We start from the raw sequence: 25,527 nt of genomic DNA on the forward strand, positions 1-25,527 counted from the left end.
CCACTCGAAACACCTTGAAACACTCTCGTAACAGATGCGGCGCGCGAATGCGCCGTCCCTGCAAGGGGATCCGACGACCGGGACAACGTGGCCAGCGACACATCGTTCAAATTTGAAACTTCCCCGAAGGGGCCGTATGGTCGATGGGTAATTCAAATCTGAACTACTTAGTTCGTTCTCCTGGAAGAGGTAGGAATATGTCCGAGCCTGTCAAGGTCACCGTGGCCTTCTACTCCGCCACCGGCAACGTCACCGGTCTGGCCCGCGCCATCGCCGCTGCCGCTGAGAAGGCCGGCGCCGAAGTGCGCCTGCGCCGCGTGGCCGAGCTGGCCCCGCAGGCCGCGATCGACTCGAACCCGGCCTGGGCCGAGAACGTCAAGAACATCGCCGACATCGCCGAGGTCACCCCGGACGACGTCGACTGGGCCGACGCGGTCTTCCTCGGCTCCCCCACCCGCTTCGGCAACGTGGCGTCGCAGCTGAAGCAGTTCATCGACACCCTCGGCGGCCTCTGGTTCCAGGGCAAGCTGGCCGGCAAGGTCTACTCCGGCTTCGCCGCGGCCTCCGGCAAGCACGGCGGCAACGAGTCCACGCTGCTCGCGCTGTACAACTCGTTCCACCACTTCGGCGGCATCGTCGTGGCCCCGGGCTACTCGAACGAGGTCCTCTTCGCCAACGCCTCGCCTTACGGCGTCTCGCACTTCAACGGTGCGGACATCGACGACACCACCCTCGCCGCCGCCGCTGCGCAGGCCGAGCGCGTCGTCGAGACCGCCGCGGCCCTCAAGGCCGGTCGCGCCGCCCTCGCCTCCTAAGACACACACACCCACGCACACGCGCACACGCGCACACGCGCACACTCGCAACGCTGAAGCGCCCGTTCGGAATCTCCTAGGCATCAGGAGGATCTGACGGGCGCTTCGCCGTGCCGGTTGGATTCTGGGCGGGCTTCAAGCGGGCGGCGACGAAGCGGTGGGGTCGGGGTGCGGTTCGGTGGCGGGGTTGCAGGTTCGTTCGGGGGTGGGCGGGGACTCGCGGACGGGGCGTCTTGGCTTGCGGTCAAACCGGGCAGCGACGAAAGGGTGGGTGGCGGGGTGGGGTCGGGTGGCGGGGTGGGGTCGGGTGGCGGGGTTGCAGGTTCGTTCCGGGGTGGGCGGGGACTCATGGACGGGGGCGTCTTGGCTTGCGGCGCGGTGGGGCCGGGGCGGGGACTCGCGAACGGGGTCTTGGCTTGCGGTGCGGTGAGGCCGGGGCGGCGCTCGCGCCCGGGGGCGTCTTGGCTTGCGGTGCGGTGGCGCGGTGGGGCCGGGGTGGCGACTCGCGAACGCGGGCGTCTTGGCTTGCGGCGCAGTGGGACCGGGGCGGAATGTGAGGATCTTGTACGCCTGTGGGTGATGACGGTCGGGGGCTGTTCGAGGGATACTTGAGGTACGTACAGGGATAGGAAATTTGTACAGGTGTCGGGGCTGGTGTAAGCAGACTAAGCCAAGCCTCTGGCCGAACCGACAAACCGACTTGTTTCGAGGCACTCAGCCCCCATCGGGGGTTCCAGATCTCATCCCCGTGCCATCGCCCGCAGCTGTCCGCGCCCCCGATGGGCCGTGACTGGGTGGACGATCCTGGTCCGGATCACCCTCACCAGAAGGAAGCACCTCACTCGGAGGCGTCTTCAACCCCAGCCAGACCCGCCAGCGCGATCGGCATGCGCCAGGTTGAGCAATTGAGGACTCGACCCGGCAGCACCGACACCACGTCCATGGCGACCCCGTCAGACAGCGGGTGCAGTCGACCGAACCGGCTCTACCTGCTCACCGCCGCCCGCATTCAGAGTGCGCCGACCTGGCACCAGCGCCTGGTCTGCGGCAGCAGGAGGAACGGCATCGTCAACACCGCTGGAACCACCATGCAGGCCGCGTAGGCCCACATGCCGCCGATGTTGAAGACCTGGGCGATGAGCAGCAGTGGAATGACCGCGCCATGCGCGATCACCGCAGCCCACCACAGGAACCGCGACCCGAACCAGACCCCGAAAGAGAGCACGAGCTCGACGGCCCCGATCACCAGCAGGGGCCTGCCGACCGCTCCCATGTCACCGAAGTCCTGCACGTCTCCCATCGAGATCAGCAGCCCGGCGATGACGAAGCAGTAGAGAGGAGGACCGATGCCCGCGACGATCGCAGTCCATGGCGGCACCGGCCGCCGCTCCGGGCCCCGTTCATGCACCATCGACTCGCGCGCCTTCCGGGATGCTGTCGTGTTCGGGCTGGACGCCGCCGAGCGGCGGGGGGACCGTGAAGTTCTCGTCCACCGCGACGCATTCGGGCCCGCCGCCGAGCGAGACCTCGATGGAGACCTGGCCCCAGACCACGTAGTTGAGGCCGATGCCGTCTTCGCGGACGGCCCTGGCGTGCGAGACGGCGCCCGCATCGTCGCGGTCGACCTCGACCTCGTGGCCCTCGGCCTTCCAGAACTCGGCCAGCGCCTCCGGGTAGGTCTCCCGCACGAGCGGGTCCTCCCAGGTCGATTCGGGGAACACGTACGAGAGGTGGACGGTGTCGTGTCCGTCGAGCACCTCGTTGCGGTCCACGCCGTGCAGACACTCCTCGAGGTCGACGAGCCGCGCCCCGAATCCGGGGAAGTCCTCCAGCTCCGCGATCGACTCCGCGACGAATCCCTCCATCGCGGCCAGCGCCTCGGTGTCGTTGAACTCCTCGTTCACCTGCGGTCCCGTGCAGGCGGTCGCTCCGAGCGCGAGGGCCGCTGCGCCGAGCCCGACTGCACTGCGGGTCACAACGAGTCCTCGTAGGAATCGGGCGAGTCGAACGGGTCCACCGCGTCGCGGTCGACCGGGACGCCTTCGGGGAAGTACTTGCCGACCTTGTCGTACCGGCCGCCGGGCCTCACGCCGCCGGTGGGCGGGACGTACTCGATCGTGTCGTGATCGCTGGCCGTCACCGGGCCGGACTGCACTCGCAGCACGGTGTAGCCCACGGCCCAGTACCAGAGGGCGATGCCGTCGGGCCGGATCGCGACCAGGCTGCGGTCGACGCGGTCGGGCTTCTCCTTCACGGCGTCGCGGGTGATCGTGTAGCCCAGCGCGGTCCAGTGCTCGCGGAGCACGTCGAGGTAGGTCTCGCGGACCAGCGGCGTGGCGGAGTCGGGGAGCGAGAAGACGTAGGTGATCTCGACGATCGTGAACCCCTGCACGTCGATCCCGTTGTGGGTCGCGGGCAGCTCACCCCAGATGCGCTCTTTGAAGCCCGGGAAGTCGGGGAGCACGGCGACGGCGTCCGCCGCCGCGGCCTCCATGGGCGCGTAGGCCTCGGCCTGCGTGTACTGCGGTTCAGGCGGGTGGTCCATGGAGTCCTCCAGGATCTTGCGGACCGGCGGCAGGGCGGCGAGGGCGCGGTGCCGCCGGGAGCCGGGTCAGGGCGCGCGTCATCGCTGGCCCGTGGCGATGTCGGCGAGGGTCTCGCGTCCGGCCATGTTGGTGTCGTCCCAGTAGGTGCTGTGGTTGTTGGCGTTCCAGGCGCCGGTGTCGCTGTGGTAGGTGTTGCCGCCGAAGTCGTCGCCGGTGGGGTCGGCCCCGTGGAGGAAGTCCGGGGTGAGATGGATGGGGTCGAGCGAGTTCCTGGTGGCCCAGACGTTGTCCTCGTCCACGCCGAGGGCGCTGGCGGTGTCGGTGCCGACGCCCGGGGAGGCGACGAAGACGAGGTTGTCGGCGTCGATGCCGTCCTTGGTGGCGGCGTGGCCGATCACGGTGGTGCCGTAGGAGTGTCCGGTGAGGGTGTGGTTGGTGTGCTCCTGCCCGGTGGCGCTGAGGCCCTGGGTGAAGTTCTCGAGGTCTTCGCTCGCGCCGTCGGCCCATCGCTCCTGCATGGCTTCGGGAACGATCGTGTCGGGGGCGTCGTAGCCGAGCCATGCGATGGTCGCGTTCGCGGTTCCGGGCGAGTTGAGTTGCGCGTCGCTCTGCATGGTCTCGGCGCGGTTGAGGAGGCCGCCGGCTCCGGCCAGGTTCGCAGTGGTGCCGGGGACGAGGGTGTTGACGTTGTCGGCGGTGTCGGGGTTGCCGATCGAGACGATCGCCCGGCCGCTGTCCTGGGTGCCGAAGCCGAGCAGGTAGTACGGCTGCTGCGGTTCGGGGCCTTCGGCGAGGGCGGGGGTGCCGTCGTCGTCGGTGATGCGGTCCTGGAGGGCGGCGAGGTCGTCGCGGTCGCCTTTGAGGCCGTCGAGCTCCTCCTTGGCCTGCTCGTACTCCTCGGACTCCGGGTCCAGGCCTTGCAGCGCCTGCTCTTTGGCTGCGATCCGGGTGTCGAGTCCTTCGATGTCCCTGTCGAGGACGGTCCGGTTGGCGGTGTCGCGGGATTCGGTGGGGATGCCGTCGACGGGGCCGACCCATTCGGGGTGCTCCTCGATGAGGGCTTGGCGTTCGGATTCGCTGAGCCCTTCCCACCACTGGTTGACCTGTTCGGGCGACATGCCGGAGGTGCCTTCGGCGATGGCCTTCGCCTCGTCGGCGACCTCTTCGGTGACGCCTTCCTTGTAGTCGTCGACGAGGTCGTCGTAGGTCGCGCCGAGGTGGGGCGGGAGTTCGGTGGGGTTCTCGCGCATCTCGGAGAGGGCGGCGGCGGCTTCGTCGTCGGCGTCGTGGGCGCGGGACATGACGGCGCGGAGCCAGTCCTGGTACTGGCCGGCGAGGCCGATGGCGGTGCCGTAGAGGTCGACGCTGTCGAAGAGGATCTTGAGGGTGTCGACGTCCCAGAAGCCGTCGGGTTTCTTCACGCCGCACATGTCGCAGAGCCACTGCGGCGGGTTGAGGCTGAGGATCGCCCGGTGGAGGCCGCCGGAGAGGTTGACGTCGTACTCGCGGTGGGGGCCTTCGATGTCGAAGTCGTGCTGCTCGATGAGCGGGATGAGTTCTTTGAGCTCGTTCTGCTCCTTCTCGAACGCGTCGGCGGCTTCGAGGAGGGTGGTGGCGATGCGGGTGCTGGCGTAGTCGGAGAGGTCGTCCTCGTAGCGGTCGGCGGTCATGCCGATGTGGTCGCGCACCTGGGTGGCGGTGTCGGACTCGTAGTGCTCGGTGCTGAGGTGGCCTTCGATGACGTCGGTGCGCAGGCGCTCGGTGTGGGCGAGCTGCTGGTCGACGTAGGTCTTCCAGGATTCGCCGAGGGCGCGGACGGCGCCGCAGTCGAGGTCGCGGAGGTGCTCCCAGGTCATTTCGCTCATGGGCGCACCGGCGGGGAGGAGGTGTTCGCGCCCGGACGCTCGGGGTAGAGGTCGCCGGCGACGGACGCGAAGGTGCCGGCGTTGTAGTCGTCGACCTCGACGGCTTCCTCGGCGCAGACGGCGAGGTATTCGCCGGTGTTGCCGACGAGGCCGCAGAATCCGCCGGCGCGGTGGACCTGCCACCATTCGCCGGCGGCTTCGAGGGCGGGGCCGAGTGCGGTGGCGGCGTCTTTGAGGGGGCCTGCGGCTTCGGTGTTGGCGGTGGCCATGGCGGTGGCCTGGCCGTCGGCTTCGGCTTCGATCTCGAAGAGGATCTCGACGGATTTGCGGACCTCGTCGGGGTCCATGGCGAAGACGTCAGCGCCCGCCATGGGCGGCCTTCGGGTAGGGCGGGGTCACCAGGGGGGCAGGGGGCATGGTTCGAGTCCTCGGGGGTAGGAACGAATCTTTCGCTCACTATAACGACCCGAGGCAACTACAGCCAGATTTGAGTCTGCGTGTCAGGCCTGGATGCGGGCGAGGACGCGCTTGGCGAGCTCGCCCATCTGGCGCATCTCGGCGTCGTCGAGCTCGTCGAAGACGAGGCTGCGGACGAGCTTGACGTGGCCGGGTGCGGCCTGGGCGAGGCGTTCGCGGCCAGCGTCGGTGAGGCGGGCGAGGGTGGAGCGGCCGTCGTCGGGGCAGGCGAAGCGCTCGATGAGGCCTTCGCTCTCGAGGCGGCGGGCGACGTGGGAGAGGCGGGAGAGCGAGCCGTTGCAGAGGAAGGCGAGGTCGCTCATGCGCATCGTGCCGCCTTCGGCGTGTTCGAGGCCGACGAGGACGCAGTACTCGAAGTGGTTGAGGTCGGCGTCGCGGCGCAGTTGCACTTCCAGGGCTCCGGGCAGTCGCATGACCACGCCGATGAGCGCCAGCCAGGTCGTCATCTCCGCTTCGTCGAGCCAGGGCGCTTCATCACTCATGCAACAAGCTTAACTGGACTACTTGATACATCAAGAATCCCGCGCTAGGTTCGTTGAAGGTTCAACGATTCAGGAGTGATGATGTCCGGTCGACCCGGCGCCGCATTCGACGCCTTCCTCGCGGACGCCGCGCCCGCCGCGGCCGAGCGGCGCGACTGGGCGCCCGAGGACGGCGCCCTCCCAGCGCTGTACCTGAGCCACGGCGCGCCGCCGCTGTTCGACGAAGCCGCGTGGATGGGCGAGCTCTTCGCCTGGGCGCAGCGCCTGCCGCGACCCAAGGGCATCCTCATCGTCTCGGCCCACTGGGAGGCCGCGCCGCTCATGATCTCCAGCCCCGCGGCCGGGACCCCGCTCGTGTACGACTTCGGGGGCTTCCCCGAGCGGTACTTCAAGATGCGGTACGAGACGCCGGACGCGACCGCGATGGCGCGCCGGGTCGCCGCGGCGATGCCCGACACCGAACCGCTGCACCAGCACGCGAGCCGCGGCCTCGACCACGGCGCGTGGGTGCCGCTCAAGGTCATGTACCCGGATGCGGACGTGCCGGTGCTGCAGATGTCGATCCCCACGCACGACCCGGACCGCCTCATGGCGATCGGGGCGCGGCTGCGGCCGCTGCGCGAGGAGGGCTACCTGGTGGTCGGGTCGGGGTTCATGACCCACGGCCTGCCGTTCATCGACTTCCACCGCCCCGACCAGATTCCCGGGTGGTCGGCGGACTTCGACGATTGGGTCGCGGACGCCTTGGCGCGCGGTGACATCGAGGAGCTGGCGCGGTACCGCTCGCAGGCGCCGGGGATGCCGTACGCGCACCCGACGGTGGACCACTACGTGCCGCTGTTCGTGACCTACGGTGCCGCGAGCGAGCAGGAGCAGGCCGCGACCACCGTCATCGACGGGTACTGGCTGGGCCTTTCGAAGCGCTCGTTCCAGCTCAACTGAACTTTTCTGGGGCCCGGCCACGGGGCAGGCCCTCAGACCGCGGGTAGGTGATCGTCAAATCCCGGCCCGCACGCGCCGTCCGCGCCGCACCCACCATGCGGCCGGACGGCGCACCTCTGTCTGCTGCGCGTTGCCTGCCGTGCCGCTACTTGAAGCCGCGGTGCATCGCGACGGCGCCGCCGGCGAGGTTGCGCCAGGCGACCTTCCGGAAGCCGGCCTTGACGATGCGGTCGGCGAACTCGGCCTGGTCGGGCCAGGCCATCGTCGTGTCCGAGAGGTACTGGTACGCCTCCGGATCGGAGGCGACGCGGGAGGCGACCTTCGGCAGCACGTGCTTGACGAACACGCCGTGGGCCTTGCGGTAGGGCTTCCAGACCGGCTGGGAGACCTCGCACAGGACCATCCGGCCGCCGGGCGCGAGGACGCGGCGGATCTCAGTGAGGCAGGCGTCCAGGTCCACGACGTTGCGGATGAAGAAGGAGCCGGTGACGGCGTTGAACGCGTCGTCGGCGAACGGCAGGCGCAGCGCGTCGGCGTTCACCAGCGGCACCTGGCGGTCCTTGTGGTGCTTCAGCATCTCGAGGGAGAAGTCGACGCCCACGACGTCGGCGCCCGACTTCGCGAGCTCGGCGGTGGAGACGCCGGTGCCCGCGCCGAGGTCGAGGCAGCGCTCGCCCGGCTGGAGGCTCAGCGCCTCGCGGGTCGCCTTGCGCCACCGCTTGTCCTGCCCGGCGACCATCACGGTGTTGGTGCGGTCGTAGCCCGGCGCGACCCGGTCGAACATCGCCGCGATGCGGCCGGGTTCTTTACGCGGGGTATTCGCTTCGTTCGCCTCGATCACTCGCACAGCCTTGCACACGGGAAACATAAAATCCGCCGGAGCCCTGTCGGTGTGGGCCCCGGCGGATCAAGGGGTTATATCGGACGCGCGCGGGGTAACGCGGCGCGGGCGGCCCTGAGGGAGCAGGGAGCCGCTCGCTCGCCCTGGAGGAAGGCTGGAGAGAGAACCTCGCGATGGATCGACGGGAACGCCTGGGGCGCACCGGAAGGCGATGCGGTGCGCTCGAGTGAGCGGTCCATGGCGCCTCCTTGTCGCGTTCGGTTCGTCATGAGCGCGGACCGGTGTCGACCCCGGCTGGGATGACGCTGAGAGATCCCCCGAGTGCGGCCTGCGCTACACGACCACATTGACGCATGGAAGCTGTGATGTCGATCTATGAAGCCGAACCGTTATCCCGTGTAACCCTTCCGATAGCAATGGCGTGCCGGTTTTCACAGAGAGCGATGCACTCGTATGCGTTCGTCGGATAACCGCAGGTTGCACCGTTTTGCGGGTCGGTGTCCAGCTTGAGCGGGCGGCCTGCAAAGGGGCGGCTTGCAAGGTCGGAATGCGAAAAAACGGCGGGGCGCGCATGCGCGCCCCGCCTTCTCCAGGGGATACACAGAGAGGCGAGCCTCTCCGGTGAAGGAAGTCGTCCAGCCTGCGTTCAGGCCTTATTCAGCATCGCGCTTGCGGGCCCGATCGACAAGTGACGAGATCGAAGCGTTATTCACGGCTTACCGCTGGATGAGACTGCCTTTGAGCACCGTCGCGGAGCAGTGGCCGCCGGCGCCGTTGACGAGCGCCGCGTACGGGTCGCCTTCGGTGTCCACGTCGAAGACCGCGAGGTCGGCGCGGTTGCCCACCTTGATCGCCCCTATGTCGGCGCGGCCGAGGGCCTTCGCGCCGCCCTCGGTGGCGGCCCGGACCAGCCACTCGTTCAGGCCTTCGCCGCCGTCGCCCTGCGCCAGTGCGAGCTTGCGCAGCAGCGGCCATTCGGCGGCGACGTCCAGGTCGGGGCAGGACGCGCGCGAGTCGGTGCCGATCGCCACGGTGTTGCCCTCGGCGCGGTAGGCCGCGACAGGCGGCTCGCCCGCTTCGAGGCGGGCGTTCGAGCGGGCGCACAGCGCGACCGCGGTGCCCCGGGTGCGCAGGATCTCCCGGTCGGCCTTGTCGAGGTGGACGCCGTGCGCGACATGGGAGTCGGCGCCGAGCCAGCCGACCTTCTCCATGTGGGCGGCCGGGGAGGTCCCGGTGCCGCCGTCGGCGATCTCGAGCGAGAGGCCCGCGCGGCGGTTCATGAACGCGAACGGGCCCGAGCCGCGGCGCACGAACATGTCCTCGTGCATGGTCTCCGCCAGGTGCGGGTGGAGCCGGATGTCGAGCGTGCGCGCGAGCTCCGCGAGGCTCTTGCCGACCTCGGTGCCCAGCGTGTACAGCGTGTGGGGGCTGATCCCCACCGCGACGTCCGAGTTGTTGACGGCGCGGCTGTCGGTGACGATCTCGCGCCACGCGCTCCGGTTGCCCTCCCAGCGGGCGCCGTCGATGAAGCACGCCTCCCAGTACGCGACCCCGGCCAGGTCCGAGGCGAAGAGCGGCTCGAAACCGGCTGCGGGCGTGACGACGTCGGCCACCGCCGTGACACCGTGTGCGATCGACTCGTCGATGCCGAGCTGCACGGAGGCCTTCCAGGCGTCGTCGGCGGTCGTGGGGTTGCGGCGCGCGAAGTCCTGGATCCACTCGAAGAACTCCTTCTCGTTGCCGTACATGTCGGCGAACGCGGAGTAGCACAAGTGGGTGTGGGCGTTGACGAGTCCGGGGGTGAGCACGCCGTCGAAGGCGGTCGTCGCTTCGGCTTCGGGGGCGTCGGCGGCGGGGCCGACGTAGGCGATCCGCCCGTCGTCGACCCCGACCGCGCCTTCGCGAATCGGCTCGTCCGCGATGGGGACGACGACAGGGGCGGTGTAAACGTGCATGGAACCGAGCTTACTCAGCGTTGGTGGAGCCCAGCGCGCCATAGGCGGGACGGATGACCTCGTCGAGGATGACGAGGCGATCGGGGTAGGGCAGGAAGGAGGCCATCATGGCGTTCTCGGTGCAGCGCGCGACCTCGGCCCAGCCCCAGCCGAACGTCTCCGAGAGGAGTTGGAACTCGCGGGAGGTGTCGGTGCGGCTCATGAGCCGGTTGTCGTTGTTGACGGTGATGTTGAAGCCGAGGCTGTGCAGCACGCTGATCGGGTGCGTCTCAAGGGAGTCGGCGGCCCCGGTCTGGAGGTTGGACGACGGCGCGATCTCGAGGGCGATGCGGCGGTCGCGGATGTAGTGGGCGAGATCCGAGAGCTGCGGCTCGTCGCGGGTGAGGTCGATGTCCTTGATGAGCTGCACGCCGTGGCCGATCCGGTTGGCGCCGCACACGGAGACCGCGCCCCAGATCGATTCGGGGCCGCAGGATTCGCCCGCGTGGATCGTGAACGGCATGTTCTCGCGGCGCAGGTACTCGAAGGCTTCGAGGTGGTGCTGGGCGGGGTTGCCGATCTCGCCGCCGGCGATGTCGAAGCCAACGACGCCGTCGGAGCGGAAGGCGACCGCGAGTTCGGCGATCTCCTTGGTGCGGTTGGCATGGCGCATCCCGCAGAGGATGGTGCGGATCTCGATGGGGTTGCCGTTCTCGGCGGCGCGCTGCTGGCCGTCCTTGAATCCGGCGAGGGTGGCCTCGACGACCGCTTCGAGGCTGAGGCCGGCGAGCTGCTGCTGCTCGGGGGCGTAGCGGAGCTCGGCGTAGACCACGCCGTCGCTCGCGAGGTCCTGGGCCGCTTCCGAGGCGACGCGGAAGCAGTCGTCGGCGCGCTGCATGACGGCGACGGTGTGCGCGAAGGTCTCGAGGTAGCGCTCGAGGGTGCCGGAGTCGGCGGCTTCGAAGAACCAGGCCCTGAGCTCTTCGGGGTTCTGCGCGGGAAGGGTGTGGCCGATCTCGTCGGCGATCTCGATGATGGTCTCGGGGCGCAGGCCGCCGTCGAGGTGCTCGTGGAGGACGACCTTCGGGGCGGCGCGGAGCTGTTCGTGGGTGAGCGCGTTGCTGAACGGTGCAGACGAATTCATCCCATGAATATAGTCAACCGGTTTCGCGTGCCTGTCTCACAGCCGCACTTCGTCCCAGTGGACGGGCCGCTCGTCGGCGAAGACCACGGCCCATTCGAGGGCCCAGCGGCGGTGCCACACCAGGTTGTCGTCCACCCCGCGCGGCGGGGCCTGCCCGGCGCGGCGGGCCTGGTCGCAGACCCAGTCGAGGCAGTAGTAGAGGTCGAGCATCTCCGCGATCACGGCCGGGTCGCGCGTGGGGGTGAGCTGGCGGTCGCGCCAGGCCCCGAAGGTCTCCGGGCGGCGCAGGTCAGGGAGCAGCTCGGGGAGTTCCTCGCTGCAGGGCACGGCCGGGTCGAGGTGGTCGACGAGGCCGAGCAGCCACGAGATCGTGTAGAGGCTCTCGAGCTGGTCGGCGTAGCGGGCGCGTTCGCCTCGGCCGCAGGCGATGAAGCCCCATTCGTCCGGAGAGAGGTGGTCCAGGACGTGCGCGTCGAGGAGCCAGCGCATCGCCAGTTCCTCGGGCATGTCGAAGACGCGGGCCTGGACGATGTTGAGGATCGCGGCACGGGCTTCGACGTGGCCGCGGGGGCGCAGGCGCGGGAGCTGGCCGGCGGGGAACGGGAGGGGGAACTGCGAGGGGGGCGCCGGTATGCCGAGCGCGCCGAGTCCGTCCACTGTGCGCAGTCGAACGCTTCGCTGGTCTGAGATCGCCGTCGGCATAGGGCTCCCTACCACTTTTGGGGTTCACCGGTGGGGGTGAATGCGCGTTCACTAGGAAGGGTGATTGTGAAGAACTGTAGCGTCCACCACATGCCGGAGTCAACGTGGGCAGACGAAATCTTTAAGGTTCTATCTACGTGTTACGCAGGTGTTTCACTCCTACCGCGCGTGAGTCGCAAGTGTCCCCCGGGGCGAAGTGAACTCATCGGTAACCAAGCCCGTTCGACACCCGTTCGACGATGAACGGACGGGTTCGACACGATCCGGCGAAAGCACGGGCAACTCCGGTCACATCGGACGGCGTCTAGAAGGCGGGCCCCCGCGGCCCCCGAAGGCCGGACCCTCGCCTCCCCGAGGGTCCGGCCTTCGCGACCGGACACCCGCCGGGCATGCTTGTACCGTGAGCACTCCCCAGGTCTTCGGCGGCCGGTACCGGCTCGTCCGGCCCGTGGGCGCCGGCGGCATGGGCCGGGTCTGGCAGGGCCTCGACCTCCACCTCGAACGCGAAGTCGCCGTCAAAGTCGTCAAACCCGACCTCCTCGAAGGCCCCCAGCGGCACGAGGCCGCCGCCCGCTTCCGCCGCGAAGCCCGCGTCACCGCCCAGATCCAGCACCCCGGCGTCCCCGCCATCTTCGACGCCGGACTCGACGAGGACTCCGGCGAGCTCTACCTCGTCATGGCCTACCTCCCCGGCCTCAACCTCCGCGACCTCCTCGACGAGACCGGCGCCCTCCCCGGCGACTGGACCCTCGCCATCGGCGCGCAACTCGCCTCCGTCCTCGCCGCCGCCCACGCCAAGCAGGTCGTCCACCGCGACCTCAAGCCCGCCAACATCATCGTCGGCCCCGAAGGCCTCGTCCACGTCGTCGACTTCGGCATCGCCGCCGTCCTCGAACCCGACGTCTCCCGCCTCACCATGACCGGCGACAAGCCCGGCACCCTCAACTACATGGCCCCCGAGCAGATCCGCGCCCAACCCGCCGGCCCCGCCGCCGACCTCTACGCCCTCGGCGCGCTCCTCTACGAGATGGCCACGGGCGAGCGGCTCTTCGCCGACCGCGGCTCCGCCTACGAAGTCCAGACCGCGCACCTCAAGGAACTGCCCGACCCCGTGCGCCGCCACCGCCCCGACCTGCCCGCCGAACTCGACGGCCTCGTCTCGCGCCTGCTCTCCAAGGAGCCCGCCGAACGCGGCTCCGACGCCGCCCAAGTCCACTTGCGACTCGCCGCGCTCCTCACCGCCTCCACAGCACCCTCCTCAACCGTGCCCGCACACGACTGCGGCGACCCGACCTGGCCGTTCCGGGCCCCACTCGCCCCCGCCCGGGTCGCGGCCCTCGCCGCCTCGCAGAGCGCGGTCACCGCCCCACCGGACCGACGCGAGCGCATCGCCGAAGCCGACCGCGCCTTCGGCATGGGCGACTACAACGGCGCGCTCTCCGCGTTCCGCTCCCTCGCCAAGGACTTCGAGAGCCCCGACCCCGCACTCGCCCTGCACTGCCAGATGCGCGCCGCGCAATGCCTTGCCGCCCTTGGCAACGCAGCCAGCGCCCTGACCGGACTCACCAGGGTCATCGAACGGCAGCGCCGCCTCGAAGGCGACCGGGCCCGCTCCACGCTGCGGTCGCGCCGCATCGCGGCCGAGCTGCTCGCCGTCCTCGGCCGGGCCCCGGAGGCGCACCGCGAGCTGACCACTGTGGTTCACGAGATGGCCGCGGCACTCGGCCCCGCCGATGCCGATACCATCGAAGCCGAACGGCTGCTGCGGACCTGGTCCGTTCCGTCCCCGATGGGTCCCGCGTGGCCGGTGCCGCCCGCCGCCACGCCTGGGAGTCCCCCTCGATGACCGCCCTCGGTCCCTACACCCCGCCCGTCGACGAAGTGAAGACCCGCAACCGGCGCCGCCTCGCCCTCATCGGCTCCTACCTCTGGGCATTCGCACCCCTGCTCACCTGCGGATACGCCGCCCCGATCATGTTCGGGCTGGCGCTCGGCAGGCGCCGCGACAACCCGACGCTGTGGGCGCTGGTCGCCTATTCGGCACTGATCATCGCGAGCTGCTTCGCGGTCTTCGCTTCCGACGATCCGCCTCCGGCGTGGGCCCTCACGCTCTTCGCCGTATCGATGGCCTTGTGCGCGTTGGGTGCCACCGCGCACCTGCTGGTGATCCGCGCGGCGGTGTGGGCGCCGCCCGCGCGGCTGCAGGTTCCGGTGGCACGGCTGTCCAGCATGGAGGTCGTGGACCGGGCGCGGAAGCTGCGCGAGCAGGCCCGCCGCACCGCCGAGGCGGATCCGATGCTGGCCAAGCGGCTCGGGATCGGGCGGCCGGACCTGCCGCGCCAGTTCGACGACGGCGGCCTCGTCGACCTCAACCACGCCCCGCTGCCGGCGCTCATGACCCTGCCGGGGGTCACCGAGCGCAGTGCGCGGCAGATCCAGGACTGGGTGGCGCAGTCGGGGCCGTTCGGCAGCCTCGGCGAGGTCATGCTGGTGATCGAGATCAGCCCGAGCTTCGAACACCATCTGCGCGAGTACTGCGTCTTCATTCCGTAAGGGCGGCGGGCCCGTAGGCAAGCGAAAGGCCCCGAGACGAGGTCTCGGGGCCGGGCGTTCGCCGCGCGAACGCGTCAGTCGCCGTTAGGCGAGGCAGTAGACGGCGGCGGTGCGGCCGAACTGGTCGACTGCGGGCAGGTACGCGGTGTAGTCGCCGGAGCAGTCCGCGGCGATGGCTTCAGCGTTGGCGTCGGCGCCCATCCACTCGGCGGGGTCGACCTCGACCACGTCGACCACGGTGGAGTCGACCTCGGGCGAGTCGCACGGCAGGGTGCCGTACTGGAACTCGCCGGCCATGGAGTTGAAGCACTCGCCGGCGGAGGGGACCACCGGGTTGGTGCCCAGGGAGCTCGGGACGCCGTTGGACTCGACGCAGAAGATGTAGTCGACCGCGAACGTGGTCTGGTCGTAGATCATGCTCCAGTCGGTCCAGGTCGCGCCGGGGACCTGCGCGCCGACGGTCTCGCCGCACATGTCGAAGATCGGCTGCGGGTCGGTGAGGCTGGAGCCCTCGGTGTTGGCGGTCAGGCCCGGGTCGGCCTCGATCGCGGTGATGGTCCAGAACGCGGTCGGGTCGGAGCACTCGACGGCGAAGGTGTCGCCCGTGCTGATCATCTCCTGGGGCAGGCAGTCGCCGACCTTGGCGTCCGCCACGGCGTCGACCTGCTCGTTGCTGACCTCGTTGTCGGTCGTGCTGTCGGAGGCGGCGTCGTCGAGGATGCCGCAGCCGGTGAGGGCGACGCTGCCCGCGAGGGCGACGCCGCCGATGGCGAGGATTCGGCGGATGGGACCGAAGGTCTCGGAGTTGAGGTTCATGTGCTGCTTTCTGTGGGACACCGCCCATCGGGTGGGGCGGCGCTAGGGAATTCAGCGCGACGATATGGGAGGGCCTCAACTACCGAGGCGGCAGGGATCGTCACCTCGCCGCTCGTCACGTCACTGACCTGGGGTTTTGCGTCCACCACGGGGCTGTGTACCGGGCTTCATGGCGAGGATCACAACGGTTGCAATTCGGTCAAGCTGCCAGGAAGCTCGGCCGTTTCCCGGAATGGCTTGGGGCGCAAAGGAGGACGCGGGTTCCGCCCAATGGTCACCGCGTCCTCCGGCCTGCGGGTACTCAGCCGATCTCGACGAAGTACTGGGTGCCGTCCAGGCTCAGGATGTCCTCGAAGTAGAGGAGGTACTGGTCGGCGCCCGCGGGGACCTCGACGCAGGCCGAGCCCGTGGAGGTGCCGCCGCTGGAGACGTCGGGGACGAGGGTGATCTCGTTCTCGACGGTGTTCATGCAGTCGATGCTGTCGTAGAAGGTGCCGTCGGCCCAGACACCGAAGGTCACGTCGAGCCACAGCGAGCCGGTCTCGGCGCCGTTGTAGGTGCCCTCGAGGGTGATCAGGCTCTGCTGGAAGCCGTCGGCCGGGGCGGCGTTGAACTCGTCGGCCGCGAGGATCGCGTCGGTCGCGTCGAGGGTGGCCTCGGAGGCGGTGACGCTCCAGTCGCCGACCTCGAGGGTGGCGCCCGCCGCGAGCGGGGCTTCAGGGCTGGTGCCGTCGCCGGCCGGGGCCTCGGCTTCGGCTTCGGCTTCGGCACCCGCCTCTTCGGCGGCGTTCGTGGTGTCACCCGAGCCGGTGTCCTCGGCGCCGCACGCGGAGAGGGCGGCGAGGGCGATGAGGCCGGCGCCGGAGGCGGCGAGGAGGCGCTTCGAGATCTCGGGGAATTCGAGGTTCATGGTCTACCTTCTGTGGAGTGGTGTTCGTAGTTCAAGTCTTGTGAACTCACTTCACGAGATTAGTGGACTGTGTCGAGCCTCCGCAACGCGGGGTGGGTTACGATTCGATAAATCCAGACAGGGGAGCCCCATGACCACCCGTGACGCCGGTCCCGGCGAGACCATCACGCTGACCGACCTCGCCCGACTCGCGGGCGTCGGCCGCAACGCCGTCAGCAACTGGCGCCGCCGCGAGACCGACTTCCCCGCGCCCCTGGACGAATCGTCCCGGCGTCCCCGGTTCGCCCTCCACGACCTGGAGCAGTGGGCCGAACGGCACGGCCGGGCACTCGACGTCACCGGCGCCGACCGGCTTTGGTTCACCCTCGCCGGGACGCACCCGACCGCCGAAGCCGCACTCGGCGCGGTCGCAGCGGCCTTCGGCGGCGGCGAACCCGCGATCGCCGAGCAGCTCAAGGCGTTGCAAAGCGAGACCCCCGCTTCGGCCCTGTTCGAGTTCTTCATCGAACGCGCCCGCGAAGCCGCCGGCACCGGCGTGCCGCCGGGCATCGCGCCCCTGGCCGACATCGCCGCCGCCGTCACCCAGGGCATCGCGCGACCCGCGGTCCACGACCCGGCCTGCGACGAAGGCGACCTCCTCGCCGAGGTCGCCCGCCGCACCGGGCCTTGCCGCGTCCTCAGCGGGCAGGACCTCTCCGCGCCGCGCACCGCGATCGCCGAGCAGCGCCTGCGACTCCTCGACGATACGGCCGAAGTCGTTGCGCGCGTTGGCGATTCACTCCTCCAGGCCGTACCGGGCGAACGGTACGACCTCGTGGTCTGCGACCCGCCCTTCAACGTCAAGGACGGCGGCGCGAACCAGTACGCGGTCGGCGACGACCCGCGCCTCGCCTACGGCACCCCGCCGCGCACCGAACCCGAACTCGCCTGGGCCCTGCACTGCGTCGCGCTCCTCGCCCCCGGCGGCCACGCCGTCGTACGCATGCCCGCCCAAGTGGCCCACCGCCGCACCGGGCGGCGCATCCGCTCCGAACTGCTCCGCTGGGGCGCGCTGCGCGCCGTCGTCGACTCCCCGGAGGCCAAGGCGCACATCTGGATCCTCGCCCCGCGCGGTGAGACGACCCAGCTGCTCGTCTCCGGCGGCGGCGACTTCGCCGAGGCCTGGCGGCAGTTCACCGCCGCACCTGACGCGCCGATCGCCACCGCCGACTCGACCACCGTGCCGCTCATGCGGCTGTGGGACGAGGACGTGGACATCTCCCCCGCGGTCTACCTCGCCAGCGCCGCCGGGGACGCCGCGAGCCTGGCGGAATCGGTGGCGGGCCTCGGTGAGCGCTTGGAGGGTCTCGCGCGGCATCAGCTGCCGCGCTTCGGCACCGGCGTCGAGGAGAGCGCCCCCGAGACGAGCCTGGCCGACCTCGAACGCGACGGCCACCTGGCCATCGTCCCGGGTGGTGAACCCATTGGGCCGCAAGGTGATGCCAGGTGCATCATCGTCGACCCGGTGGGCGAGCCGCAGGTGCGCCTCGGCCTCCGCAGCGAAGCGATTGAGACACAATGGACGGTGAGCTGCGAGCCCACGGTCGACCTCGGCTGGATCGCCGCCGCCCTCGCGGCCCGCCTCCCGACCGCGACCAAGCGCACCGCGACCGGCGCCAAGCGGCGCCTGCTCTCCGTGAAGATCCCCCGGCTCACCCTCGCCGAACAGCAGCGGCGCGGGGCGGCCTATGCGGCGCTGGAAGACCTGCGCGCCGCCCTCGCCCAGGCGGAGGCGGAGGCGGGAGCACTCGCGGCCGAGGCCGCGGCGGGCCTGGTCGCAGGGACAGCGACGGTGGAGGACTAGCGCAGGGCCTGGGGTTCAGCGCTCCTCCGCGTGGTGTGCGGAGCTCCGCACCGGCTATAGGGCATGCCCCTTCCCACCCGCATCCACCTCCGACCAACCGAAGAAATGCGACGACTCTCCCACACGGGTCCGACATGCCCCCGAACGCGAGACATGCTCCGCGCCGGCATGCTCGTGCAGGTGGTGGAGGAGGGCCGGATGGCTTAACGTCGGCAGTGTTCCGTCGCCCATCGAAAGGCGTGGCATGGACCGAGCCGAGCCGCCAGAACCGCCTGCGTCCGAAGCGCCGCCAGCGGCGGCGTCGCCCCCGGAACCGCGCGCGTCGGAGCCTCCGGTCACCGGCACGCCGCCCGGGGCACCGGCCGCGACGCCGCCGAAGCCGCGCACCCCCGCGACGGTCCTCGTCGCGATCGCACTCCTCTGGCTGCTCACCGCCCTGGCCGCCTGGGTCGCGCTCGTGTCCGCCGTGGCCACCTCCTTCGAGGTGAGCGTCCGCTACGCCGGCGCCTGGAGCCCACTCGCGTTCGTCGAACCGGCCCTCATCACGGCCGTCGCCGTCCTCTGCGGACTCCTCGCGCTCAAACTCCGCAGCGGCCGCGACTGGGCCCGCCGCATCGTGGCCATCACGACCGCGATCGTCCTCGCCGCCGCGATCCTCACCGGAGCCGGAACGAACCCGGGCACCGGCATCGCCGGCACCCTCCTGCTCGCCATGCTCCTCGTCATGCTGCTCCTGCGTCCCACCCGCGACTGGTGCGACTGCGACGCGCCCCGCCACAGCCCCGGGATCGACAGCGCCGCACACCCGCCCCACCAGGTCGTGGCCTCGCTCCTCATCCTCTGGACGGCCACCGCCATCGCGTTCTACATCGGCGCGACGGCACTCCTGACGCTCGCGGGCGACGAAGCCGACATGGCGGAAGCAGGCGCGGCCTGGGCCGCGGGCGCGGCGATGCTGCTCGCACTCGTCCAGGGCGCCTTGAACATCGGCTTCTCGTTCCATCGCAATTGGGCCCGCTGGGCGACCCTCATCCTCGCGGCGGCGTACACGGCCCTGCTGATCATCACGGCGATCCTGAACCTCACCGAAGACGGCCCGGGCCCCGGCCTGAAACCGGCCCTGCTCAGCCTGGTCCCGCTCGCCCTCATCGTCTCGATGGCAGGCACGGAATCCCGGACCTGGTGCCGTCGGACTGCGCCCGAAAGCTGAACTGGGACAAGGAAAAAGCCCGGCCAAAGGCCGGGCGATGGAGCCGGTGACAGGACTCGAACCCGCAACCTTCCGCTTACAAGGCGGGCGCTCTACCAATTAAAGCTACACCGGCTGGTCAGCGCCGCTTTCGCGGTGCGACGGGACGATTCTACTCGACCGGCATGGCCACCCCGAAATGACTGAGCTCGGTCCAACAATCACTCGATCGTGTGACTGTTTTTAGCACGATTGTCGCATATCATTACTAACATGCAGTTGCGATACCAGTTCCGCGCCCACCCAGGAGGCTCCGAGCGCGCCCGCGCAGCCCGGACCTTCGGGTGCGTGCGGACGGTCTACAACGACGCCGTGGCCGCCCGGAAGGCGGCGTTTGCCGCAGGCCTTCCCTACCCGTCTTCAGCGAAGTTGCAGAAGCAACTGATCACCGAGGCAAAACGGACAGCCGACCGCGCCTGGCTCGCCGAGGTCAGCCCGGTTCCCTTGCAGCAAGCGGTGCGCGACTGCGACCAGGCCTACGACCGGTTCTTCAAATGGCGGAAAGGGACGGGACCGAAGTCGGGACGACCGAGATTCAAGAGGCGCTCACATCGCCAGTCAGCGAGGTTCAATCGCAACGCCTTCCGGTTGCGAGACTCCGGCAGGCTCTACCTGGCCGGCATCGGTGAGCTTCGGATCATCTGGTCGCGCGAACTCCCTGCAGAGCCGTCCAGCGTCACCTTGATCAAGACCCCAACAGGGAAGTACTTTGTCTCATTCGTAGTGGAGGTGCCGAGGGAGGCTCTGCCTTCGCGGGACCCGGATCAGGACACCGGAATCGATGTTGGCTTGTCCTGCTTCGCGGTGGTACGAGACGGCAAGCGAATCGAGTCTCCGGGATTCCTCCAGAAACAGGCAAAACGGATCGCGAAGGCCCAGCGGGTGCTGAGTCGTAGGAAGAAGGGCTCGAAGAACTGGGACAAACAACGATTGCGAGTTTCGAAGCTCTACGAGCGCACCGCGAACCAGCGCAAGGACTTCCTCCACAAGCTGTCCACAGCGATCATCCGCGAGAACCAAGCGGTGTACGTCGAGGACTTGGATGTGGTGGCGATCCACCAGCGGTTTGGGCGCCTCGCTACCGACCAGGCCTTGGGCGAATTTCTGAGGATGATCGAGTCCAAGGCGGCCCGCTACGGGCGCGACTTCGTCAAGGTCGACCGGCACTTTCCTTCGACCCAGCTGTGCTCTTCCTGCGGCGCCTTGACCGGGCCAAAAGGGTTGGCCGGCTTGAATATCCGCAAGTGGACATGCGCGGGTCCGAACTGCGGCGTCACCCATGATCGAGATGAGAATGCTGAAAGCAATCTTCGCGCCTACGGGCGTGAAGTACTCGCCGCAGGACGGAAAGGCCCGGCTCCGGTTGGGCTAGGCGGAGAGTCGAAACGACTGCAGAGCGCTGGTCAGACTGGGATCTCCCAGCTCGGCACGAAACCCCGATCGCCGGGAGGCGAACGGACAGAAGCAGTAACCACCGCTGCCGTGAGGTAAGTGGCCGTGCGAGCAGTGCTCGCGTGGAGTCTCCGGCTTGATCGGAGAGGACGTCAAAACTGGGCTGCTCTGCAGCTCATCATGCCGTTTGGTGGAAACCTAGAAAAAAGGTGGGCGGAAGCGGGCACCCGAGGGGGTGTGATTGTAGGAAAGCTACAACGAAGGCACGAATCTGGTAGTGGATCAGTTGCTTTAGGTTGCGACACTGGTCGCATGGACACTCCAACGAAAACCGTCGAGCGCAGCGCTCGCTCTTCGATCGTGATGTGGGCTGTGGCGCCCCTCATTTGGGCCGCGCTCCTGGTCGGCTGGCTCTACCTCATCAGCAACGGGCCCGTCTCGACGATCACGCTCGTCGTGCTGCTGGCCCTGCCCGCACCCTGGCTGCTGTGGGCCTCCTGGCGGATGCCGCGGCCTCGCGCCGACACGTACCTCGCCGAAGGCGGCGCGCTGCTGACCGGGTTCATCGCCCTGTACCTCGCCACCCTCACCTACATGATGTTCAACGAGGGGCCGGCACCGGTCGAGCTCATGGTCGTCTTCTTCGCCGCGGCGGCGGTGTTCATCGCCGCTGCCGTGCCGCTGCCGGGGCGTCGGATCGCGTACGGGGCCGCCGCGCTGGCGTGCGTGATCCTCGGCATCGGGTTGCGGGTGCTCTACTCCGGCACCTCGTACTATCCGGGCATCGACTTCATCACCAAGGACGAGCTGTTCGCGTGGGCGTTCCTCGGCCTTCCCGCGCTCGGCGCGCTCCTGCAGGTCCTGTGGTGGCTGCGCGGCAGGTCCCGCGTCCGCTCGGCCTGAGCCGTCAGACCATGCTCCGGGGGCCGAACCCGCGGCCCCCCCTTTTTGACCCCTCCGAAACCTGGGAGCCCCACCTGACCACCGGAAGACGGGGCCGCGCCGCCTGAATGCGGCGGCGCGGCCCCGTTTCCTATGCGTCTCTGAAGGAGTAGACCTGCATGCCTTCGGCGGTCAGGCAGGCCAGGCGGGTCTCGCTCGCGTCGCAGGCGTAGACCTCGAGGTCGATGTACAGCGAGGTGCGCGAGCCGTCGCGGCCGAGGCCGATCACATTGCCGGTGTTGACGCTGAAGCCCGAGGACGCGGGCCAGTTGAGGGCGCTGCCGCCGTCGATGGCCTCGAAGTCGCTCTCGCCCACGTCGTTGCCGACCGCGTCGAAGCCCTTGTCGTAGATCCGGGTGCGCACGTCGTCGCCCTCGTAGAACTCGACCATCATGCGGTCGCCCAGCGGGGTGATGTTCCGGTACTCGGCCTCGTCGAAGACGTGCACGATCTCCTTCTTGCCGGGGTTGTAGATCCGCCAGGTGTAGACGTCGACGGCGTCCGCGACGGGTTCGCGCACGCAGATCAGCTTCTCGCCGCAGGCCTTCACCTGATCCGGTGCGGGAGTGTCCGATTCGACGGTCTCCTCGTCCATACGGGACAGGCCGTCGTTGATGTCGTAGACGTTGAGGTCGTAGCCGGTCTCCTTGTCGACGGCCACGTACAGCAGGTCGTCCCAGCCGAAGTACAGGTCCTCGACCGTCTCGACCTCCTTCGAGGCCACCTTCTCACCGGACTCGAGGTCGTAGACGTGCGCCACGTTGTCGCTCGTGACGGCCCAGACCCGGCCGTTGCCGTTGGCGCGCATGGACGGCTCCTTGAGGTCGTCCGGCGTGCCCACAAGGTCCCAGTTGGACACGGTGACGCCCTCTTCGACGTTCCCGAGCTCCCAGCTCGAGACGGTCTCGCCGTCGCCGTCGTACACCGTGAAGGTGTTGCCGCCCAAGGGGCCGAGCACGAGGTGGTCGCCCGAGCGGGCGGCCGTGCGATCGGCGCTGTCCACCGTGTTGCGGGTGTCGCCCGTCTTCCAGTCGAGGAAGTAGAAGCGGTACGGGGTCTCGCTCGAAGTGTCGACCTCCTGCGAGAAGGCCACCAGGTCCTCGGAGACGTAGAAGCTGTCGTCCCAGCCCGCGCCCGGGATGACCACGTCGCTCTCCCACAGGGGCTTGCCGGTGCCGGTCTCGACGGCGCGCAGGTGCAGCTCTTCGCCGCTGGCGTCCGTCGAGGCGGTCGTGTAGGCGAACAGGGCCCTGTCGTCCCAGACCCGCACCTGGTAGACGTTGTCGTTCGCTTCGGCGCCGAACGCGGTGGCCGCGCCGACCGGCGCCAGCTCCTCGTCGAACGGCTTCTGCTTGTACGGGTTCGTGAGCCAGAAGAAGCCGATGGGCAGCACGATCGCGAGCACCGCCACGACCGCCGCGATGGCGATCCACTTCGGACGGATGCGGCGCTTGGGCTTCTCGGGCTCGCCCCGGCGCAGCATGACCGTCTCGTCAGTGCCCGGCGTGACCGGCGGCAGGCTGCCCGACCGCATCGGCGGCGAAGAGTGCGGGGCCGTCGGGGACTGCACCGGCGGCGAGGGCACGTGCGCGGGCGGCGTCACCGGCGCGGGTCCGGCCAGGGCGAGGGCCGCACCCTCGCTCACGGGCAGTTCGGGCTGCTCGAGGACGGTGGGCGCGATGCCCAGCCCTTCGTGGAGCACCTTGGACACCATGGGCATGCGGCTGGAGCCGCCCACGAGGAACAGGCCGGCGAGATGCTCGGGGCGGCGCCCGGTGAGGCCGAGGACGCGCTGGGTCTCGCCCACGGCGCGCGACAGGAGCGGGCGCGACAGCTGGTCGAGCTCGCCCCGGGTCAGGTGCAGGGACTGGGCCATGTCGGGCACCGTGACGGGCGCGACCGAGGAGCGCGAGAGCATCTCCTTGGCCGCGCGCACCTCTTCCCACAGCTCGCGGCGGTTGCGCATTTCGGAGGCGCCGCTGGGGTTCTCCAGGCGCTTCCAGATCTCGGGGTCGCGCTGCCTCACCGTCTCGCCGATGTGCGCGACGAGCACGGCGTCGAAGTCGAGGCCGCCGAGGTCGGGCAGGCCGCCGTCGGCGAGGACGCCGAACGAGCCGTCCTGGCGGCGTTCGAGGACGGCGATGTCGAGGGTGCCGCCGCCGAAGTCGAACACCGCGAGCGCCTGCCCCGGGCGCATCGGGTGGGACAGGCGGGACGTGTAGTAGTGCGCCGCCGCAACTGGTTCGGTGAGGATCTTGACCGGCCGGTACCCGGCCTTGGCGGCCGCGTCGTGCAGGGTGCCGCGGCGCTGCTCGCTCCAGGCGGCCGGGCACGTGAGGACCGTGTTCGGCAGGTGCCCGACGGACTCGATGGCGGTGCGGGCGACCCGGCCGAGGATCGCGGCGAGCGCGGCGGCGACGGGGATCTCGCGGTCACCGAGGAGGATCGTGCCGTCCGCGATGCGCTGCTTGGGGTTCGGCTCGAACCGTTCGGGGGCGGTGAGCGCCAGCCGCTCGGCGTCGCGGCCGGTGTGGATGATGCCGCCGGGGTCGAGGAACACGGCCGAGGGCATGACCGGGGAGCCGTCGAAGAGCAGCGGCCGGGTGCGGCCGTCGGGCCACACCAGCACCGCCACGGTGTGGGAGGTGCCGAGGTCGACGCTCAGGAGGTATTCAGCCGGCATGTGGTTGCAGCTCCGGGGGCGCTAGGGGGTGTTTCCGGACTCCCGGCGAGTCGGTGTCCGAGTCCATTCGTTCGCTCGCAAGGAGGAAGGGCCTTCGCATACCGGTGTTGCATGCAAAGACCCTGGCAACGCTGCGTTCGGGCGAATGGGCCGGCTACCGGCCCTCGGGGATGCGGAGGCACCCCCTAGGGCGTGCAGGGTCGTTCCAGGTTAGTCCGGTGCGGCGAATCGCGCGGTCACGGGATGACCGGTTGTGGTCGAATGCGGGGCCCGCGCCACCAGGCGGTCCCGGGCCGTGTCAGGCGGTGCGCGGACCGTTCGGGACGGCCGCGCGCGCTGGGCAGGCGGCCGTCTCCGGCTCGGCTAGCGGCGCTGGCGCTGGACTTCGGCGAGCGCGATCGAGGCCGCGACGGAGGCGTTGAGCGACTCCACCTCGCCGGCGATCGGGATGCTCGCGATGTGGTCGCAGGTCTCGGCGACGAGCCGGGAGACGCCCTTGCCCTCGTCGCCGACGACGATGAGGAGCGGGTCGGTCGCGACCGGCATGTCGAACACGTCGATGTCGCCGCCGGCGTCGAGGGCGACGGTCATGAACCCGGCCTGCTGGCAGGCCTGGATGGTGCGGGTGAGGTTGACGACCTTGGCGACGGGCAGGCGGGCGGCGGCGCCGGCGCTGGTGCGCCAGGCGACGGCCGTCACGGAGGCGGCGCGCTTGGACGGGATGATCAGGCCGTGGCCGCCGAAGGCGGCGGCGGAGCGGATGATCGCGCCGAGGTTGCGCGGGTCGGTGACGCCGTCGAGGGCGACCAGGAGCGGCGCGGTGCCGGAGGTCTTGCTGATGTGCAGCAGGTCCTCGAACTCGCTGTACTCGTACGGCTCGATCTGGAGGCCGATGCCCTGGTGGAGGGCGTTGTTCGTGCGGCGGTCGAGGTCGCGGCGGGCGAGCTCCTTGATGGGGAGGTCGCGGTTGCCGGCGAGGCGCACGGACTCGGCGATGCGGTCGTCGAGCTCGGTGCCGAAGGCCACGTACAGCGCGGTCGCGGGGACCTTGGCGCGCAGGGCCTCGAGGACGGGGTTGCGGCCGAGGATGAGCTCGGGCTCGTCGTCGCGGCGGCGGCGCGCGGGGCCGGTGGGCCGGGCCTTGCCGATGTTGGTGGTGCGGCCTTCGGAGGCGGCCTTGGCGCGCTCCTTGGACTGCTTCCACTGGGTCTTGCGGGGCTTGTCGTCGCCCTGGTACTCCTTGTGCCAGGGGCGGTCCTCGGCCTTGAGGGTGCGCCCCTTGCCGGCCAGGCCCTTCTTGCCGCCGCCGGAGCCGATCTTCGGTCCGGCTTTGGAGGTCTTGCGGCGGTTCGGGTGTCCACCCTTGGTGCTCATCGGTCTCGGTTCCCCAG

22 protein-coding genes and 1 tRNA gene are annotated in these 25,527 nt (G+C 69.6%); 8 read left to right on the plus strand and 15 right to left on the minus strand.

The window, feature by feature from the left end:
* Positions 1-197 precede the first annotated feature (197 nt).
* On the plus strand, positions 198-815 hold the full coding sequence (wrbA, locus tag QWI33_RS15175; protein WP_289957987.1) for an NAD(P)H:quinone oxidoreductase: 618 nt from the start codon (positions 198-200) through the stop codon (positions 813-815).
* 1,009 nt (positions 816-1,824) lie between these two features.
* On the opposite strand, the gene QWI33_RS15180 is transcribed toward wrbA, so the two are convergent.
* From QWI33_RS15180 to QWI33_RS15205, 6 genes are all read right to left on the minus strand, one after another.
* On the minus strand, positions 1,825-2,226 hold the full coding sequence (locus QWI33_RS15180; RefSeq protein WP_289957988.1) for a hypothetical protein: 402 nt from the start codon (positions 2,224-2,226) through the stop codon (positions 1,825-1,827).
* Positions 2,216-2,791: a hypothetical protein gene (locus QWI33_RS15185; protein WP_289957989.1), complete on the minus strand. Its 576-nt coding sequence runs from the start codon at positions 2,789-2,791 to the stop codon at positions 2,216-2,218. Before QWI33_RS15185 ends, QWI33_RS15180 begins: the two co-directional genes overlap by 11 nt.
* Positions 2,788-3,360, minus strand: a complete 573-nt coding sequence (locus QWI33_RS15190; RefSeq protein ID WP_289957990.1) for a hypothetical protein — start codon at positions 3,358-3,360, stop codon at positions 2,788-2,790. The genes QWI33_RS15185 and QWI33_RS15190 overlap by 4 nt, the downstream gene beginning before the upstream one ends.
* Positions 3,361-3,438: 78 nt before the next feature.
* Positions 3,439-5,226, minus strand: a complete 1,788-nt coding sequence (locus QWI33_RS15195) for an alpha/beta hydrolase (protein ID WP_289957991.1) — start codon at positions 5,224-5,226, stop codon at positions 3,439-3,441.
* The gene (locus tag QWI33_RS15200; protein ID WP_289957992.1) at positions 5,223-5,597 is read right to left on the minus strand and encodes a hypothetical protein; all 375 of its coding nucleotides are present in this window, start codon (positions 5,595-5,597) and stop codon (positions 5,223-5,225) included. Before QWI33_RS15200 ends, QWI33_RS15195 begins: the two co-directional genes overlap by 4 nt.
* Positions 5,598-5,726: 129 nt before the next feature.
* The gene (locus QWI33_RS15205) at positions 5,727-6,185 is read right to left on the minus strand and encodes a MarR family winged helix-turn-helix transcriptional regulator (protein WP_289957993.1); all 459 of its coding nucleotides are present in this window, start codon (positions 6,183-6,185) and stop codon (positions 5,727-5,729) included.
* 81 nt (positions 6,186-6,266) lie between these two features.
* Between QWI33_RS15205 and QWI33_RS15210 the strand changes: the two genes are divergently transcribed.
* On the plus strand, positions 6,267-7,127 hold the full coding sequence (locus tag QWI33_RS15210) for a dioxygenase family protein (RefSeq protein WP_289957994.1): 861 nt from the start codon (positions 6,267-6,269) through the stop codon (positions 7,125-7,127).
* A 145-nt stretch (positions 7,128-7,272) separates the two neighbouring features.
* Here QWI33_RS15210 and QWI33_RS15215 read toward each other — a convergent pair whose 3' ends face one another.
* The 4 genes from QWI33_RS15215 to QWI33_RS15230 form a co-directional block, all read right to left on the minus strand.
* Positions 7,273-7,911 carry a class I SAM-dependent methyltransferase gene (locus QWI33_RS15215; RefSeq protein ID WP_353895487.1) on the minus strand — a complete coding sequence of 213 codons (639 nt, stop codon included), beginning with the start codon at positions 7,909-7,911 and terminating at the stop codon, positions 7,273-7,275.
* Positions 7,912-8,684: 773 nt separating this feature from the next.
* Positions 8,685-9,923 (minus strand): amidohydrolase family protein, encoded by a 1,239-nt coding sequence (locus tag QWI33_RS15220; protein ID WP_289957996.1) that lies wholly within the window; start codon positions 9,921-9,923, stop codon positions 8,685-8,687.
* 10 nt (positions 9,924-9,933) lie between these two features.
* Positions 9,934-11,046 carry an adenosine deaminase gene (locus QWI33_RS15225; RefSeq protein ID WP_289957997.1) on the minus strand — a complete coding sequence of 371 codons (1,113 nt, stop codon included), beginning with the start codon at positions 11,044-11,046 and terminating at the stop codon, positions 9,934-9,936.
* Between the two features lie 36 nt (positions 11,047-11,082).
* Positions 11,083-11,703 (minus strand): DUF4272 domain-containing protein, encoded by a 621-nt coding sequence (locus QWI33_RS15230; RefSeq protein WP_289957998.1) that lies wholly within the window; start codon positions 11,701-11,703, stop codon positions 11,083-11,085.
* Between the two features lie 445 nt (positions 11,704-12,148).
* On the opposite strand from QWI33_RS15230, the gene QWI33_RS15235 reads away from it, so the two are divergent.
* Entirely contained in the window at positions 12,149-13,594 is a 1,446-nt protein-coding gene (locus QWI33_RS15235) for a serine/threonine-protein kinase (RefSeq protein ID WP_289957999.1), read from the plus strand.
* Positions 13,591-14,301, plus strand: a complete 711-nt coding sequence (locus QWI33_RS15240) for a ComEA family DNA-binding protein (protein ID WP_289958000.1) — start codon at positions 13,591-13,593, stop codon at positions 14,299-14,301. The genes QWI33_RS15235 and QWI33_RS15240 overlap by 4 nt, the downstream gene beginning before the upstream one ends.
* An 84-nt stretch (positions 14,302-14,385) precedes the next feature.
* Here QWI33_RS15240 and QWI33_RS15245 read toward each other — a convergent pair whose 3' ends face one another.
* Complete coding sequence (locus QWI33_RS15245) at positions 14,386-15,117, minus strand: hypothetical protein (RefSeq protein WP_289958001.1); 732 nt, start codon at positions 15,115-15,117, stop codon at positions 14,386-14,388.
* Positions 15,118-15,418: 301 nt separating this feature from the next.
* Complete coding sequence (locus QWI33_RS15250; protein WP_289958002.1) at positions 15,419-16,027, minus strand: hypothetical protein; 609 nt, start codon at positions 16,025-16,027, stop codon at positions 15,419-15,421.
* A 130-nt stretch (positions 16,028-16,157) separates the two neighbouring features.
* Here QWI33_RS15250 and QWI33_RS15255 point away from each other — a divergent pair, with 130 nt between their 5' ends.
* Complete coding sequence (locus tag QWI33_RS15255; protein ID WP_289958003.1) at positions 16,158-17,870, plus strand: N-6 DNA methylase; 1,713 nt, start codon at positions 16,158-16,160, stop codon at positions 17,868-17,870.
* Positions 17,871-18,114: 244 nt separating this feature from the next.
* Positions 18,115-19,080: a hypothetical protein gene (locus QWI33_RS15260; RefSeq protein WP_289958004.1), complete on the plus strand. Its 966-nt coding sequence runs from the start codon at positions 18,115-18,117 to the stop codon at positions 19,078-19,080.
* Positions 19,081-19,118: 38 nt separating this feature from the next.
* Here QWI33_RS15260 and QWI33_RS15265 read toward each other — a convergent pair.
* Positions 19,119-19,195 (minus strand) — tRNA-Thr (locus tag QWI33_RS15265).
* A gap of 137 nt (positions 19,196-19,332) precedes the next feature.
* Between QWI33_RS15265 and QWI33_RS15270 the strand changes: the two genes are divergently transcribed.
* Together QWI33_RS15270 and QWI33_RS15275 are read left to right on the plus strand one after the other, a co-directional pair.
* Positions 19,333-20,610: an RNA-guided endonuclease InsQ/TnpB family protein gene (locus QWI33_RS15270; RefSeq protein ID WP_289958005.1), complete on the plus strand. Its 1,278-nt coding sequence runs from the start codon at positions 19,333-19,335 to the stop codon at positions 20,608-20,610.
* Positions 20,611-20,823: 213 nt separating this feature from the next.
* Entirely contained in the window at positions 20,824-21,414 is a 591-nt protein-coding gene (locus QWI33_RS15275) for a hypothetical protein (protein WP_289958006.1), read from the plus strand.
* A 130-nt stretch (positions 21,415-21,544) separates the two neighbouring features.
* Here the strand turns inward: QWI33_RS15275 and QWI33_RS15280 are convergent, their stop codons facing one another.
* The gene (locus QWI33_RS15280) at positions 21,545-24,136 is read right to left on the minus strand and encodes an Hsp70 family protein (RefSeq protein WP_289958007.1); all 2,592 of its coding nucleotides are present in this window, start codon (positions 24,134-24,136) and stop codon (positions 21,545-21,547) included.
* Between the two features lie 363 nt (positions 24,137-24,499).
* Positions 24,500-25,510 carry a 23S rRNA (guanosine(2251)-2'-O)-methyltransferase RlmB gene (gene rlmB, locus QWI33_RS15285; protein WP_289958008.1) on the minus strand — a complete coding sequence of 337 codons (1,011 nt, stop codon included), beginning with the start codon at positions 25,508-25,510 and terminating at the stop codon, positions 24,500-24,502.
* Positions 25,511-25,527 lie beyond the last annotated feature (17 nt).

The sequence above is a fragment of the Glycomyces tritici genome, from assembly GCF_030403505.1.

Bases quoted from the DNA above. Each gene is read 5' to 3' on its own strand.
- QWI33_RS15275 (WP_289958006.1), top strand. From the start codon at position 20,824: ATGGACACTCCAACGAAAACCGTCGAGCGCAGCGCTCGCTCTTCGATC.
- wrbA (WP_289957987.1), top strand. From the start codon at position 198: ATGTCCGAGCCTGTCAAGGTCACCGTGGCCTTCTACTCCGCCACCGGC.
- QWI33_RS15180 (WP_289957988.1), bottom strand. From the start codon at position 2,226: ATGGTGCATGAACGGGGCCCGGAGCGGCGGCCGGTGCCGCCATGGACT.
- QWI33_RS15190 (WP_289957990.1), bottom strand. From the start codon at position 3,360: ATGGACCACCCGCCTGAACCGCAGTACACGCAGGCCGAGGCCTACGCG.
- QWI33_RS15270 (WP_289958005.1), top strand. From the start codon at position 19,333: ATGCAGTTGCGATACCAGTTCCGCGCCCACCCAGGAGGCTCCGAGCGC.
- QWI33_RS15260 (WP_289958004.1), top strand. From the start codon at position 18,115: ATGGACCGAGCCGAGCCGCCAGAACCGCCTGCGTCCGAAGCGCCGCCA.
- QWI33_RS15220 (WP_289957996.1), bottom strand. From the start codon at position 9,923: ATGCACGTTTACACCGCCCCTGTCGTCGTCCCCATCGCGGACGAGCCG.
- QWI33_RS15225 (WP_289957997.1), bottom strand. From the start codon at position 11,046: ATGAATTCGTCTGCACCGTTCAGCAACGCGCTCACCCACGAACAGCTC.
- QWI33_RS15200 (WP_289957992.1), bottom strand. From the start codon at position 5,597: ATGGCGGGCGCTGACGTCTTCGCCATGGACCCCGACGAGGTCCGCAAA.
- QWI33_RS15240 (WP_289958000.1), top strand. From the start codon at position 13,591: ATGACCGCCCTCGGTCCCTACACCCCGCCCGTCGACGAAGTGAAGACC.
- QWI33_RS15280 (WP_289958007.1), bottom strand. From the start codon at position 24,136: ATGCCGGCTGAATACCTCCTGAGCGTCGACCTCGGCACCTCCCACACC.
- QWI33_RS15195 (WP_289957991.1), bottom strand. From the start codon at position 5,226: ATGAGCGAAATGACCTGGGAGCACCTCCGCGACCTCGACTGCGGCGCC.
- QWI33_RS15245 (WP_289958001.1), bottom strand. From the start codon at position 15,117: ATGAACCTCAACTCCGAGACCTTCGGTCCCATCCGCCGAATCCTCGCC.
- QWI33_RS15250 (WP_289958002.1), bottom strand. From the start codon at position 16,027: ATGAACCTCGAATTCCCCGAGATCTCGAAGCGCCTCCTCGCCGCCTCC.
- QWI33_RS15215 (WP_353895487.1), bottom strand. From the start codon at position 7,911: ATGTTCGACCGGGTCGCGCCGGGCTACGACCGCACCAACACCGTGATG.
- rlmB (WP_289958008.1), bottom strand. From the start codon at position 25,510: ATGAGCACCAAGGGTGGACACCCGAACCGCCGCAAGACCTCCAAAGCC.
- QWI33_RS15255 (WP_289958003.1), top strand. From the start codon at position 16,158: ATGACCACCCGTGACGCCGGTCCCGGCGAGACCATCACGCTGACCGAC.
- QWI33_RS15210 (WP_289957994.1), top strand. From the start codon at position 6,267: ATGTCCGGTCGACCCGGCGCCGCATTCGACGCCTTCCTCGCGGACGCC.
- QWI33_RS15205 (WP_289957993.1), bottom strand. From the start codon at position 6,185: ATGAGTGATGAAGCGCCCTGGCTCGACGAAGCGGAGATGACGACCTGG.